This window comes from Bacillus jepli, from assembly GCF_047238305.1.
Lineage (GTDB): Bacteria > Bacillota > Bacilli > Bacillales > Bacillaceae_L > Ferdinandcohnia.
In genome coordinates this window covers 3,689,920-3,703,910 of sequence record NZ_JBDFMO010000001.1, presented here as the reverse complement: position 1 = coordinate 3,703,910, position 13,991 = coordinate 3,689,920, and the positions used below count along the sequence as shown (strand labels likewise).

General features: G+C 38.9%; 13 protein-coding genes. All 13 read left to right on the top strand.

Features of this window, described 5'->3' with window-relative positions:
• The first annotated feature begins 93 nt into the window (after window positions 1-93).
• The 13 genes from ABC371_RS18935 (at window position 94) to pyrE (ending at window position 13,985) form a co-directional block, all read left to right on the top strand.
• On the top strand, window positions 94-459 hold the full coding sequence (locus tag ABC371_RS18935; RefSeq protein WP_412898213.1) for a TraR/DksA C4-type zinc finger protein: 366 nt from the start codon (window positions 94-96) through the stop codon (window positions 457-459).
• Window positions 460-576: 117 nt separating this feature from the next.
• Window positions 577-1,065 carry a signal peptidase II gene (gene lspA, locus ABC371_RS18930; RefSeq protein WP_412898212.1) on the top strand — a complete coding sequence of 163 codons (489 nt, stop codon included), beginning with the start codon at window positions 577-579 and terminating at the stop codon, window positions 1,063-1,065.
• Window positions 1,040-1,948, top strand: a complete 909-nt coding sequence (locus ABC371_RS18925) for an RluA family pseudouridine synthase (RefSeq protein WP_412898211.1) — start codon at window positions 1,040-1,042, stop codon at window positions 1,946-1,948. The genes lspA and ABC371_RS18925 overlap by 26 nt, the downstream gene beginning before the upstream one ends.
• Window positions 1,949-2,175: 227 nt before the next feature.
• On the top strand, window positions 2,176-2,724 hold the full coding sequence (gene pyrR / locus ABC371_RS18920) for a bifunctional pyr operon transcriptional regulator/uracil phosphoribosyltransferase PyrR (RefSeq protein WP_412898210.1): 549 nt from the start codon (window positions 2,176-2,178) through the stop codon (window positions 2,722-2,724).
• A 268-nt stretch (window positions 2,725-2,992) separates the two neighbouring features.
• Window positions 2,993-4,306 carry a solute carrier family 23 protein gene (locus ABC371_RS18915; RefSeq protein ID WP_412898209.1) on the top strand — a complete coding sequence of 438 codons (1,314 nt, stop codon included), beginning with the start codon at window positions 2,993-2,995 and terminating at the stop codon, window positions 4,304-4,306.
• A gap of 170 nt (window positions 4,307-4,476) precedes the next feature.
• The gene (locus ABC371_RS18910) at window positions 4,477-5,379 is read left to right on the top strand and encodes an aspartate carbamoyltransferase catalytic subunit (RefSeq protein WP_412898208.1); all 903 of its coding nucleotides are present in this window, start codon (window positions 4,477-4,479) and stop codon (window positions 5,377-5,379) included.
• Window positions 5,376-6,662: a dihydroorotase gene (locus ABC371_RS18905; protein ID WP_412898207.1), complete on the top strand. Its 1,287-nt coding sequence runs from the start codon at window positions 5,376-5,378 to the stop codon at window positions 6,660-6,662. Before ABC371_RS18910 ends, ABC371_RS18905 begins: the two co-directional genes overlap by 4 nt.
• Window positions 6,659-7,759 (top strand): carbamoyl phosphate synthase small subunit, encoded by a 1,101-nt coding sequence (locus ABC371_RS18900; protein ID WP_412898206.1) that lies wholly within the window; start codon window positions 6,659-6,661, stop codon window positions 7,757-7,759. The genes ABC371_RS18905 and ABC371_RS18900 overlap by 4 nt, the downstream gene beginning before the upstream one ends.
• Window positions 7,744-10,956 carry a carbamoyl-phosphate synthase large subunit gene (gene carB / locus ABC371_RS18895; RefSeq protein WP_412898205.1) on the top strand — a complete coding sequence of 1,071 codons (3,213 nt, stop codon included), beginning with the start codon at window positions 7,744-7,746 and terminating at the stop codon, window positions 10,954-10,956. Before ABC371_RS18900 ends, carB begins: the two co-directional genes overlap by 16 nt.
• Window positions 10,953-11,732 carry a dihydroorotate dehydrogenase electron transfer subunit gene (locus ABC371_RS18890; protein WP_412898204.1) on the top strand — a complete coding sequence of 260 codons (780 nt, stop codon included), beginning with the start codon at window positions 10,953-10,955 and terminating at the stop codon, window positions 11,730-11,732. The genes carB and ABC371_RS18890 overlap by 4 nt, the downstream gene beginning before the upstream one ends.
• Window positions 11,729-12,640, top strand: a complete 912-nt coding sequence (locus tag ABC371_RS18885) for a dihydroorotate dehydrogenase (protein WP_412898203.1) — start codon at window positions 11,729-11,731, stop codon at window positions 12,638-12,640. Before ABC371_RS18890 ends, ABC371_RS18885 begins: the two co-directional genes overlap by 4 nt.
• Window positions 12,640-13,356, top strand: a complete 717-nt coding sequence (gene pyrF / locus ABC371_RS18880; RefSeq protein WP_412898202.1) for an orotidine-5'-phosphate decarboxylase — start codon at window positions 12,640-12,642, stop codon at window positions 13,354-13,356. Before ABC371_RS18885 ends, pyrF begins: the two co-directional genes overlap by 1 nt.
• On the top strand, window positions 13,353-13,985 hold the full coding sequence (gene pyrE, locus ABC371_RS18875; RefSeq protein ID WP_412898201.1) for an orotate phosphoribosyltransferase: 633 nt from the start codon (window positions 13,353-13,355) through the stop codon (window positions 13,983-13,985). The genes pyrF and pyrE overlap by 4 nt, the downstream gene beginning before the upstream one ends.
• Window positions 13,986-13,991 lie beyond the last annotated feature (6 nt).

Genomic DNA, 13,991 nt, shown 5'->3' with positions numbered 1-13,991 from the left:
CAAACCTTTATCGGTAACACTAACTTTACTACCTTATAGAAATAGAAATGTTCTTATGCATTTAATCAAAAGCATGATGAAGGAGGCGTTCCAATGAACGGTCAGTATGCAGAGATTAAAGCGGAGTTAGAATTAACGAAGAAGGAACTATTATCAAGGTTGAGGCAGTCAACACAATATGAGGTAAGTCAAGAATTTCTCTTTCAGAATCAGCAATCTGAAAAAGAAAAAATTATCATCAATCATATAAAAGAAGACCTATATGATGTCGAAAGAGCATTAAATAAAATGAATTCCGGAAGCTTTGGAATCTGTGAAGAAACAGGTGCTGAAATTCCAATTGAAAAATTAAGGATTCTTCCAACAGCTCGAACCATTTTTGAATTTTCCTTCACTGATTTATATGACAGAAATAAAGTCATATCTCCTCAACGTGAAAACCATCTATATTTAGTGTAGCAGAAGTGAAGGGTCACCTTCTGCTTCTGCTTGCGTTATCCCTCAAAAAATTGTACAGCCGTCCAATCATGTGCTAAAATGCAGAAAGGTAAAGTTTGTTAACATGGGGGCGTTTACGTGTATTATTATTTAATAGCTTTGTTTGTGATTTTATTAGATCAGGTTACAAAATGGGTAATTGTCCGTTTTATGGAACTTGGAGACTCAATTGAAATTATTCCAAACTTTTTGTACATAACCTCGCATCGTAACCGTGGTGCAGCGTGGGGGATTTTACAAGGACAAATGTGGTTTTTCTATATTATCACCATAGTCGTTGTTGTTATGCTCGTTCTGTACATTCGACGTCTCAAACCAAACCAGCGTTTATTTGGCATTGCGCTTTCATTGATGCTAGGAGGTGCAATTGGTAATTTTATCGATCGTATCTTTCGTAAAGAAGTTGTCGACTTTGTAGATACTTACATTTTTACATATAACTTCCCAATATTTAATATTGCCGATTCCGCACTCGTTATAGGTGTTGGTTTAATCCTAATATTAACATTGTTTGAAGGGAAATTAGAAAAGGAGAAATCAAATGAATCAATTCGAACTAACGATTGAGGAACATCAGCAAAATGACCGAATTGATAAAATTGTCTCTGCCTTTAATTCAGAATGGTCAAGAACTCAAGTTCAGACTTGGATTAAGGATGGAAACATCACGGTTAATGGAAATAAAACAAAACCCAATTATAAGGTAAATCTTGATGATGAAATTCAAATTGTCATCCCAGATCCAGAACCACTTGATGTGGTTCCGGAAGAGATGAATTTAGATATTTATTATGAAGATGCGGACGTTCTTGTCGTCAATAAACCGAAGGGGATGGTCGTCCATCCTGCTCCAGGTCATGTCAGTGGAACACTTGTAAATGGTCTTATGGCGCACTGCAAGGATTTATCGGGAATCAATGGCGTTCTTCGTCCGGGGATTGTCCATCGGATTGATAAAGATACTTCAGGTCTGTTAATGATTGCAAAAAATGATGTTGCCCATGAATCTTTAGTAAATCAATTAGTCGAAAAAACGGTAACTCGTAAATATAAAGCAATTGTTCATGGAGTCATACCACATGACCAAGGAACCATTGATGCACCAATTGGAAGAGATAAAAAGGACCGTCAAAGCATGACAGTTACAGATGAGAACAGTAAAGTAGCTGTTACTCATTTTAATGTTCTAGAGCGTTTTGAAGATTTTACCTTTATTGAATGTCAGCTTGAAACAGGAAGGACCCATCAAATTCGTGTGCATATGAAATATATTGGATATCCGTTAGCAGGTGATCCAAAGTATGGACCTAAGAAAACACTTGAACTTGGCGGACAAGCATTACATGCAGGACTACTAGGCTTTGTTCACCCAAGAACGAAAGAGTATCTTGAATTTGAAGCACCACTACCTGCTTATTTTGAGGAGCTTCTTGAAAAGCTTCGTCATTAAAATTTTGTCACATAAAAGGATTGACAAAATTCGATATGAACATTAGAATTAACTTAATTAAATGAGCCCCTTTAAAATCAGTCCCGTGAGGCTGAGAAGGAAACGGAAATTACATTGGGATATTTATAGCTATATCTCTGTGTAAAAATCTCTTTGTCCTCTCACTAGCGGTGAGAGGACTTTTTTCGTTATAAAAGGGAGTTATCAATGTAAGTGAGGTGGAACAAATGGCGGATACTGAAAAAGCTGTAGTATTAGACAATCAGGCAATTAGAAGAGCATTAACAAGAGTAGCTCACCAAATCATTGAAAAAAATAAAGGAATCGAGGATTGTGTGATCGTTGGAATCAAGACTAGAGGAATTTACTTGGCGAAGCGTATTGCAAGTCGTATCGAACAAATTGAAGGTAAAAAGATTGCCATCGGTGAACTTGATATTACATTATACCGAGATGATTTAACAACAAAGACAGCAGATCGAGAACCGATTGTCAAAGGGTCTGATATACCAGTTGATATCACCAATAAAAAAGTCATCCTCGTTGATGATGTATTATATACTGGGAGAACAGTACGAGCTGCATTAGATGCACTAATTGATATCGGACGGCCCGCACAAATTCAACTAGCCGTTTTAATTGATAGAGGTCATCGAGAGTTCCCAATTCGAGCTGATTATGTTGGAAAAAACATTCCAACGTCCAACTCAGAAAAAATAGTGGTGGAACTAGAAGAAATTGATCAAACAGACCAAGTAACCATTCATAAAAAATAAAATGAAATGCGTAAGCGCCTTGTTCAGAAACGAGAAAACTGGAGACTCCGACAAAAGAAGCGTTCTTTGCTTCTGAAGGAGGAGTTAAGTTTCTCGAGTTTCTAGGCGCTGAAGCTAGACAAATAAATACCCTTTAATTGTAGTCCAGAGAGGCTAACAAAGGGGTTACATTCCTTCTCTACATGTAAGGATTTGTGTACCTCTTTGTGTAAAAAACACAAAGATTTTTTTGTTTTGGGTATGTTAAAAATGAGGAGGAAATAAGGTAATGAATAATAACCAAAAGGTTGTTTTAGGCATAAAAGAAAAACCATCAGCAGGTCTCTTCGCAATACTTAGTCTGCAACATTTATTTGCAATGTTCGGTGCAACAATTCTGGTACCGTATCTAGTAGGAATTAGTCCTGGGGTTGCGCTAATCTCCAGTGGATTAGGTACACTCGCATTTTTACTTATTACAAAGGGTCAGGTTCCTGCATACTTAGGATCTTCCTTTGCTTTCATCATCCCACTTCAAACAGCAATCGCAGCTGACGGTCCAGGCGCTGCAATGATGGCAAGTTTACTAGCTGGTTTAGTATATGGGGTTGTAGCACTCATCATTAAAGCAACAGGACATAAATGGCTTGTCCGAATACTACCACCTGTGGTTGTTGGTCCGGTCATTATCGTTATCGGATTAAGCCTAGCGGGTACAGCAGTAGGAATGGCAATGAATGATGCAAGTGGCGCATATAGCCTACAGCATTTTTCAGTAGCCTTAGTTACATTAGCAATCGTGATTATCGCAACCATCTTCTTTAAAGGTTTCTTTAATTTAATTCCAGTGTTAATCGGAATTATCGGTGGATATGTATATGCACTGGCAATTGGATTAGTTGATTTTACAGCCGTAAAACAAGCAAAATTGTTTGAGATGCCAGATTTTATTATCCCGTTTGTTTCATACACACCACATTTTTCAATGGACATGATTGCCTTAATCGTTCCAGTGGCAGTTGTGACCTTGTCAGAGCATATTGGACATCAAATGGTGTTAAGTAAAGTAATTCAAAAAGACTTGATAAAACAGCCGGGGTTACATCGCTCGATTATGGGGGATGGAGTCGCAACAATGATTGCATCACTTCTTGGTGGCCCGCCAAACACAACTTATGGGGAAAACATTGGCGTCCTTGCGATCACTCGTGTATTCAGTGTTTATGTAATCGGTGGTGCAGCGGTTGTCGCGATTTTCTTCGGATTCAGTGGAACAATCAATGCGTTAATCAGTTCGATACCAACTCCGGTTATGGGAGGAATTTCCATCCTGTTATTCGGAATCATCGCTTCCTCAGGTTTACGAATGTTAGTGGATAGCAAGGTAGACCTTAGTGAAAACAGAAATTTAGTCATTTCTTCAGTCATCCTTGTCGTTGGAATTGGTGGAGCCTTCATTGAAGTGTTAGGTTTTGAAATTCACGGTATGGCACTGGCTGCAATTATTGGTGTGTTACTAAACGTCATTCTTCCTGGTGGAAAAGTGAAGGAAGACGAAGATATTTATGAGACTCATCTTGAGGATGATGACTCTGTTGCATAATGCAACACCTTTTAAAATAACCCAGAGAGGTTATTAAGGGTGTAAGGTTTTGCGAAGGAGGGGTATCATTTCTGTACCCTTTTTTAACCAAAACCAGATTTCATACACCCTTACCTGATATAGGTAAGGGTGTTTTTTTATAGAATCGGACTTAATTAGGAGGAGAGAGAATGACTCATTTACTTACGATGACCGAATTAAGTATTGAAGATATTGACCGTATTCTTTTTGATGCAGAGCTGTTTGCCCAAGGGAGTAAATGGAAGCTTGAAAAACAAACATTTGTAGCTAACCTTTTCTTTGAACCAAGTACGCGCACACGCTTTAGTTTTGAAGTTGCAGAAAAACGATTAGGTGCAGATGTATTACATTTAGAGGCAATGACCTCAAGTGTTCAAAAAGGTGAAAGTCTTTATGACACCGTAAAAACACTTCAATCAATCGGTGCTAATGCAGTGGTGATTCGTCATCCAAACGATGAATATTTCAACGAACTTAAGACTGGAATCACCATTCCAATCATTAATGCAGGTGATGGATGTGGTCATCACCCTACACAATCTCTCCTCGATTTATTAACGATTAAACAAGAGTTTACTAGATTCAAAGATATAAATGTTCTAATAGTAGGTGATATTCGTCATAGCCGGGTTGCAAGATCAAATGCGGAAACATTAACAAGACTTGGTGCAAAAGTTAATTTTTCAGCTCCATTAGAGTGGCAGGATCATACAAATCCATATGGTGAATATGTGGACCTTGACGAAGGCCTTAAACAAGCCGATGTCGTAATGCTTTTACGGATCCAGCACGAACGTCATCAATCGTCCATGGGCCTAACGAAAGAAGAATACCATGAACAATACGGTTTAACGCTAAAACGGGGCAAAAACTTGAAAAAAGGAAGCATCATCATGCATCCAGCACCAATTAATCGGGGTGTTGAAATGGCAAGTGAATTAGTCGAAGCGAAAGAATCGAGAATTTTTAAGCAAATGGAAAATGGTGTATTTGTAAGGATGGCCGTACTTAAAAAAGTTTTACAGCAGGTAGAAGGAGGAATTTTAATATGAGCACATTACTAAAAAACGCAAAGATTCTAAATGAACATGGTGAGTTAATAGCTGCAGATATCAAAATCAGAGACGGTTTAATTGAAGCAATTGGTATGGATCTAGATCAAACCAATTGTGAGGTTATTGATGTAGAGGGGATGTTTGTATCAGCTGGACTCGTTGATGTCCATGTTCACCTTCGCGAGCCTGGTGGGGAACATAAAGAAACAATTGAAACAGGAAGCCTTGCAGCTGCAAAAGGTGGGTTTACAACGATTGCGGCAATGCCAAATACAAGACCAGTTCCAGATACAGTAGAGCAAATGAACTGGCTACAACAAAGAATTAAGGATACGGCTTATGTTAATGTCCTTCCATACGCGTCTATCTCCATTCGTGAGCTTGGTGAAGAGTTAACAGATATGAAAGGGTTAAAAGAAGCTGGAGCATTCGCATTTACAGATGACGGTGTTGGAATTCAATCAGCAGGAATGATGCTTGAAGCAATGAAGCAGGCAGCAGCTATTGATATGCCAATTGTTGCTCATTGCGAAGAGAATACGCTCATTAATAAAGGGGCTGTTCATGAAGGTGAATTTTCGAAAATGCATGGAATTAATGGAATTCCTTCTGTGTGCGAATCTGTACATATTGCAAGGGATGTCTTATTGGCTGAAGCTGCAGGCTGTCACTACCATGTATGTCACGTAAGTACAAAGGAATCTGTACGAGTCATTAGAGATGCGAAGCGAGCAGGAATTCATGTAACGGCTGAGGTTACTCCACATCACTTACTGCTATGTGAAAACGATATTCCAGGCCTTGACACAAATTATAAAATGAATCCTCCATTGCGTGGAAAAGAGGATTTGGAAGCACTTATTGAAGGTCTTCTTGATGGAACAATCGATTTTATTGCAACCGATCATGCTCCACACTCTAGTGAGGAAAAGGCACAAGGGATGGCCTTAGCACCATTTGGCATTGTTGGCTTAGAGACAGCTTTCCCACTTCTTTACACTCATTTTGTCGAAACGAATAAAATCACTTTAAAACAATTAGTAGACTTTTTAACTAGCAAACCAGCAAACACATTTAAGCTACCATTTGGAAGCTTAGAAATTGGGAAAAGTGCAGATTTAACTATCATTGATTTAGATGCAAAAGAAACAATTAATCCTGATAACTTCGTATCAAAAGGTAAGAATACACCATTTGTAGGTTGGGAATGTAAAGGTTGGCCAGTCATGACATTCGTAAATGGCAGCATTGTTTGGCAGAAAGGAAGTGTTCTAGCATGAAACGACAACTAATCTTAGAAGACGGAACCATTTTGGTTGGAGAGGGATTTGGAAGCGAGGAAGACACATTTGGAGAGATTGTTTTCAATACTGGCATGACAGGGTATCAAGAAATTTTATCTGACCCATCCTATTGTGGACAAATCGTAACCTTAACGTATCCCTTGATTGGAAACTACGGCATAAATCGGGATGATTTTGAATCAATCAATCCAGCTATAAACGGTTTTATCGTAAATGAAGTGTGTGACCACCCTTCAAATTTTAGGAGTCAATTTAGTCTAGACGATTATTTTAAATTAAAAAACATTCCAGGTCTTTCAGGAATTGATACAAGAAAACTGACAAGAATCATCCGTCAATATGGAACATTAAAGGGATCCATTTGTGGAATGGAAGTCAATGTAAATGAAGTTATCAACCAATTAAAAGATAGAGCATTACCTACTGATCAGGTGAAACAGGTTTCTACAAAAGGCTCTTATCCTAGTCCAGGTAGAGGACAGCGTGTTGTATTAGTTGATTTCGGAATGAAACATGGAATTTTACGAGAATTAAACAATCGCGATTGTGATGTAATTGTCGTTCCTTATAATGTGACAGCAGAAGAAATTCTCCGCTTAAATCCTGATGGAATCATGTTAAGTAACGGCCCTGGGGATCCGAAAGATGTCCCTGAAGCAATTACAATGATTAATGAGGTTTTAGGAAAGGTTCCGCTCTTTGGGATTTGTTTAGGACATCAATTATTCGCGTTAGCATGTGGAGCGGACACTGAAAAAATGAAATTTGGACATAGAGGCTCTAACCATCCAGTTAAGCACCTAGCTTCGGGCAAGGTTGCCATTACCTCTCAGAACCATGGATATACAGTAAAAGAAGAATCATTAGCATCTACTAGACTTGAAGTAACACATCTAGCACTTAATGATGGAACTGTAGAAGGACTGCGCCATTTGGATTATCCAGCTTTTACAGTTCAGTATCACCCTGAGGCTTCACCGGGACCAGAGGATGCAAATAGCTTATTTAACGACTTTTTACAGATGATTGAAAACTTCAAGAAAGAAGGCGAAGAGCTATGCCAAAACGTTTAGACATTAACTCTATATTAGTAATCGGTTCAGGCCCAATCATCATTGGGCAAGCAGCAGAATTTGATTATGCAGGAACACAAGCCTGCTTAGCACTCAGGGAAGAAGGTTATAAGGTTATCTTAGTTAACTCAAACCCTGCAACCATTATGACAGATGTTGAAATTGCAGATAAGGTTTATATAGAGCCATTAACTTTAGAATTTGTAAGTAAAATTATTCGAAAAGAAAGACCTGATGCAATCCTACCAACACTCGGAGGGCAAACGGGTTTAAATATGGCTGTAGAGCTTTCAAAATCAGGGGTACTAGAAGAGTGTGGGGTAGAAATATTAGGAACGACTCTTTCAGCAATTGAGCAAGCTGAAGATCGTGATTTATTCCGTAGTTTAATGAATGAGCTTAATGAGCCAGTCCCAGATAGTGAAATCATCCATAATTTAGAAGAGGCATATGGGTTTGTTGAACAAGTTGGCTACCCCGTAATTGTAAGACCAGCCTTCACATTAGGAGGCACTGGCGGCGGAATTTGTAATAACGAAGAAGAATTGATTGAAATTGTATCAAGTGGTTTAAAAAATAGTCCTGTAACCCAATGTCTTTTAGAAAAAAGCATTGCAGGCTATAAAGAAATTGAATATGAAGTAATGCGGGACTCGGCTGATACTGCGATCGTTGTTTGTAATATGGAAAACATCGACCCGGTTGGTATTCATACTGGTGATTCAATTGTTGTCGCACCAAGTCAAACATTGAGTGACCGTGAGTATCAGCTTTTAAGAAATACATCCTTAAAAATCATTCGTGCATTAGGGATTGAAGGGGGCTGTAATGTGCAGTTAGCCCTTGATCCTCACAGCTTTAATTACTATATTATCGAGGTAAATCCACGTGTAAGCCGTTCTTCGGCTTTGGCTTCTAAAGCAACTGGTTATCCGATTGCAAAGCTTGCGGCAAAAATTGCAGTAGGGTTAACACTTGATGAAATGATTAACCCAGTTACAGGAAAAACATATGCTTCTTTCGAGCCTGCACTAGACTATATCGTTACAAAGATTCCACGTTGGCCATTTGATAAGTTCGAGTCAGCAAATCGAAGACTAGGGACACAAATGAAGGCTACTGGTGAAGTAATGGCGATTGGAAGAAATTTTGAAGAATCCATTTTAAAAGCCGTGCGTTCTCTTGAAGCAGGCGTGTACCATGTAGAACTTGAAGATGCAACAAATGCTGATATAGCTACAATTGAAAAAAGAATTCGCAAAGCAGGAGATGAACGTCTATTCTATCTTGCAGAGGCCATTAGACGAGGGATCACGATCCAACAAATTCATGAATGGTGTGAAATTGATTTATTCTTCCTGCAAAAATTTGAAAATATTATTAAGCTTGAAGCCACTTTACGTCAAAATGTTGGTGACCTAGAAACATTACAACTTGCGAAAAAGAAAGGCTTTGCTGATGCCATCATTGCAAAGCTTTGGAATACGACGGAAATTGAAATATATGAAACCCGTAAACATGCTGGAATCCTTCCAGTTTATAAAATGGTGGATACATGTGCAGCTGAGTTTGAATCTGCAACCCCTTATTATTACGGAACGTATGCAGATGAAAATGAGTCAATTGTTACGGAACGTAAAAGTGTCATCGTTCTTGGTTCTGGACCAATCCGGATTGGTCAAGGTGTGGAGTTTGATTATGCAACAGTTCACTCAGTTTGGGCAATTAATCAAACAGGCTATGAAGCAATCATTATTAACAACAACCCTGAAACAGTATCAACGGATTTCAGTATTTCAGATAAGCTTTATTTTGAGCCACTCACAATCGAAGATGTCATGCACATCGTTGACCTTGAACAACCTGAAGGAGTGGTTGTCCAGTTTGGTGGTCAAACGGCTATCAATCTAGCAAGTGCTTTAGCTGAACGTGGCGTTAAAATTTTAGGTACATCATTGGAAGATCTAGATCGTGCAGAAAACAGAGATAAATTTGAACAAACGGTTATTTCACTTGGGATTCCGCAGCCAAAAGGAAAAACTGCAACATCAGTAGAAGAAGCAGTAGTGATTGCCGAAAATATCGGTTACCCTGTACTTGTAAGACCATCCTATGTTTTAGGTGGAAGAGCAATGGAGATTGTATATCAAACAGAAGAGCTCCTTCACTATATGGAAAATGCGGTCAAGATTAATCCGCAGCATCCGGTCCTTATTGATCGCTATTTAACGGGTAAAGAAATTGAAGTGGATGCAATTTCTGATGGGGAAACAGTGTATATTCCAGGAATCATGGAACATATCGAACGTGCTGGAGTCCACTCTGGTGACTCTATTGCTGTATATCCACCTCAAACATTATCTGAGCATGTAAAACAACAAATCATTGACCATACAATCGCACTTGCAAAAGGTTTAAATATTATCGGTCTATTAAACATACAATTTGTTGTTTATAACGAAGAAGTATTCGTAATCGAAGTAAATCCAAGATCCAGCCGTACAGTTCCATTTTTAAGTAAAATTACCGGTGTACCAATGGCAAATATCGCAACAAAGGTTATTCTCGGCAACTCCTTACCTTCATTAGGATACAGAACTGGATTACACCCTGAAAGTGAAGGAGTGTACGTGAAAGTTCCAGTCTTCTCATTTGCGAAGCTTCGCAATGTGGATATTTCCCTCGGTCCTGAAATGAAGTCGACAGGGGAAGTAATGGGTAAAGATTATACGCTAGAAAAAGCACTATATAAGGGGTTAGTAGCATCAGGCATCACAATTCCAACATACGGATCTGTGTTATTAACGGTTGCAGATAAAGACAAGGAAGAAGCTCTTGAAATCGCGAAACGATTCCATACGATTGGTTATCAACTTCTCGCAACAAGTGGTACTGCTAGCTATTTACAAAAGGCAAACATCCCAGTTACGGTTGTGAATAAAATTGGTTCAGAAAAACCAAATTTAATTGATGTCATCCGACAAGGAAAAGCACAATTCGTCATTAATACATTAACGAAAGGTAAGCAGCCTGCAAGAGATGGCTTTAGAATTCGCCGTGAAACCGTTGAAAATGGAGTTGCATGCTTAACTTCATTAGATACAGCAAAAGCAATTGTGAAAGTGTTAGAATCAATGACATTTTCAAGTGAATCAATGGGTTCTCACGTGCAAAAGCGTGAGGTGGTACACTCATGATTAAAAAGGAACAAATGAAAGTTGTAAGCCACACACAAATTGCAGAGGATATTTTTGAGCTTACATTAGTGGGAGATTTGGTGCAGGAAATGGGCGAACCAGGGCAATTTGTCCATGTAAAGGTAAGCGATGGAATTGACCCATTGCTAAGAAGACCGATTAGCATTGCAAATATTAATCCTCACAGCCAGGAATGCACACTTATTTACCGAAAGGAAGGACTCGGCACAAGAGTCCTTTCTGAAAAAAAGAGCGATCAATCAGTCGATGTTCTAGGTCCCCTTGGACATGGTTTTCCGGTAGATGAAGTCAGAAAAGGTGAGACCGCATTGCTTGTCGGTGGAGGAATTGGTGTTCCACCTCTTTATGAATTATCAAAGCAATTAGCTGCAAAAGGTGTAAATGTCATCCATGTCCTTGGATTTCAATCAAAATCTGCAGTCTTTTATGAAGAAAAATTTAATAAATTAGGAAAAACTTATATTGCCACAGTCGATGGGTCCTTCGGCACTAAAGGGTTTGTGACAGATGTTATAAATAATTATGGAATCACATTTGATACTCTTTATTCCTGTGGACCGACACCGATGCTTAAGGCACTTGAAAATAAATATCCAGATCGAAATGCATATATCTCTTTAGAGGAACGAATGGGCTGCGGTATTGGCGCTTGTTTTGCTTGTGTTTGTCATCTTCAAAGTGATCCTGACGGGTCTTCCTATAAAAAGGTTTGCAGTGATGGTCCAGTATTTAAGGTGGGAGAGGTTGTACTATGAATAGACTTCAAGTTGAACTACCAGGTTTATCATTAAAAAATCCCATTATGCCAGCATCTGGTTGTTTTGGATTCGGAAAAGAATACTCAAAGTTTTATGATCTAAGCAAGCTAGGTGCGATTATGATCAAAGCAACAACCGTTGAACCACGATTCGGAAATGCAACTCCACGAGTAGCAGAAACGAGTGCAGGAATGTTGAATGCCATCGGATTACAAAATCCAGGGCTTGAAAAGGTATTGTCTGAAGAGCTGCCATGGCTTGAACAGTTTGATGTACCAATTATCGCCAATGTTGCTGGTTCACAAATTGAAGACTATGTCGAAGTAGCAAAAGAAATTTCAAAAGCACCTAATGTTCATGTAATTGAATTAAATATTTCGTGTCCGAATGTTAAAACAGGAGGAATCGCCTTCGGTACGATTCCAGAGGTTGCGTCAGAGTTGACGAAATATGTGAAAGAAGCATCCAGTGTACCGGTATATGTAAAATTATCTCCAAATGTTTCAAATATTGTTGAGATGGCAAAAGCAATAGAAGAAGCGGGGGCAGATGGTTTAACGATGATTAATACATTAATTGGAATGCGAATTGACCTTAAAACGGGACATCCGATTTTAGCGAATAAAACAGGTGGATTATCAGGTCCAGCAATCAAACCAGTTGCCATTCGAATGATTCATGAAGTAAGTCAGGCAGTGTCTATTCCGATTATTGGAATGGGAGGGGTTCAAACAGCTGAAGATGTACTAGAATATTTCTATGCTGGTGCAAGTGCTGTTGCAGTAGGTACCGCGAACTTCGTTGATCCATTTGTTTGCCCTACAATCATTGAAGAGCTTCCAAGTTTACTAGATAAATATGGAATTAATCATATATCTGAAAGTAAAGGAAGGAGCTGGAAATAATGCAACGACCACTCATAATCGCTCTTGATTTTCCAAGTCTATCAGTTGCGAAAGATTTTCTAGCAGACTTTCAAGATGAACAGCTTTTCGTTAAGGTTGGAATGGAATTATTTTATCAAGAAGGCCCATCAGTGATTCATTTTTTAAAAGAGCAAGGCCACTCTATTTTTCTTGATTTAAAGCTTCATGATATTCCAAATACGGTATATTCAAGCATGAAGCGTCTTGCTGGTCTTGGTGTTGACCTAGTCAATGTGCATGCTGCAGGTGGAAAGAAGATGATGGAAGCAGCTAGAGAAGGACTTGAAGCGGGAACATCCATTGGGCAATCAAGACCTAAGTGCATTGCCGTCACTCAACTTACAAGTACAACTGAAGACGTAATGAGAAACGAAATATTAATAGAACGTAATCTACTAGATGTAGTTGTTGAATATGCCACATTAACGAAAAGAAGTGGATTAGATGGAGTTGTCTGCTCGTCTCTTGAAGTTCCAGTCATCAACAACCATCTAGAAAACGAATTTATGACAGTCACACCAGGAATTCGTCAGGCATTTGATGAAGTTGGTGATCAAGCACGGGTTGTTACACCTGAAAAGGCACGAGAATTAGGAGCTTCTGCAATTGTTGTCGGTCGTTCGATCACAAGAGCGAATAACCCATTACAAGCATATAAACAAATGAAAGCAGCATGGGAAGGGGTACAAGTATGAGTAAAGAAATAGCTGGACATTTATTAGAGATTGGTGCAGTATTTTTACAGCCAAATGAACCATTCACGTGGTCTTCAGGACTGAAATCTCCTATTTATTGCGACAATCGTATGACCCTTTCATTCCCACATGTTCGTAGAGAAATAGCAAAGGGATTATCCGAATTGATTCAAGCTCACTATCCAGATGTGGAAGTAATAGCTGGAACTGCAACAGCAGGAATTCCTCACGCAGCCTGGGTAAGTGATTTATTACATTTACCGATGTGCTATGTTCGCAGTAAAGCAAAAGCACATGGCAAAGGAAATCAAATTGAAGGCAAGGTAATGAAGGGACAAAAAGTAGTGGTGATTGAAGACCTTATTTCAACTGGTGGAAGTGCGATTACTGCAGCTGAAGCCCTTCGTGAAGCAGGATGTGAAGTAGTAGGTATTGTGGCTATATTCTCGTATCAGCTTCCAGCAGCTGCAGATCGTTTACAAGCAGCAAAACTTTGCGCACATACATTAACGGATTATCCTACATTAATCGAAGTAGCATTAGAAAAAAATGTCGTAACTGAAAATGATATCGACAGTCTTCAAAGCTGGAGAGAAAACCCGGTTGAATGGAATACAAGTAAAGGCTAAAAAGAA

Coding starts and splice junctions, on each gene's coding strand:
- ABC371_RS18935 (WP_412898213.1), top strand. CDS start 94: ATGAACGGTCAGTATGCAGAGATTAAAGCGGAGTTAGAATTAACGAAG.
- ABC371_RS18925 (WP_412898211.1), top strand. CDS start 1,040: ATGAATCAATTCGAACTAACGATTGAGGAACATCAGCAAAATGACCGA.
- pyrR (WP_412898210.1), top strand. CDS start 2,176: ATGGCGGATACTGAAAAAGCTGTAGTATTAGACAATCAGGCAATTAGA.
- ABC371_RS18915 (WP_412898209.1), top strand. CDS start 2,993: ATGAATAATAACCAAAAGGTTGTTTTAGGCATAAAAGAAAAACCATCA.
- ABC371_RS18910 (WP_412898208.1), top strand. CDS start 4,477: ATGACTCATTTACTTACGATGACCGAATTAAGTATTGAAGATATTGAC.
- ABC371_RS18905 (WP_412898207.1), top strand. CDS start 5,376: ATGAGCACATTACTAAAAAACGCAAAGATTCTAAATGAACATGGTGAG.
- ABC371_RS18900 (WP_412898206.1), top strand. CDS start 6,659: ATGAAACGACAACTAATCTTAGAAGACGGAACCATTTTGGTTGGAGAG.
- carB (WP_412898205.1), top strand. CDS start 7,744: ATGCCAAAACGTTTAGACATTAACTCTATATTAGTAATCGGTTCAGGC.
- ABC371_RS18890 (WP_412898204.1), top strand. CDS start 10,953: ATGATTAAAAAGGAACAAATGAAAGTTGTAAGCCACACACAAATTGCA.
- ABC371_RS18885 (WP_412898203.1), top strand. CDS start 11,729: ATGAATAGACTTCAAGTTGAACTACCAGGTTTATCATTAAAAAATCCC.
- pyrF (WP_412898202.1), top strand. CDS start 12,640: ATGCAACGACCACTCATAATCGCTCTTGATTTTCCAAGTCTATCAGTT.
- pyrE (WP_412898201.1), top strand. CDS start 13,353: ATGAGTAAAGAAATAGCTGGACATTTATTAGAGATTGGTGCAGTATTT.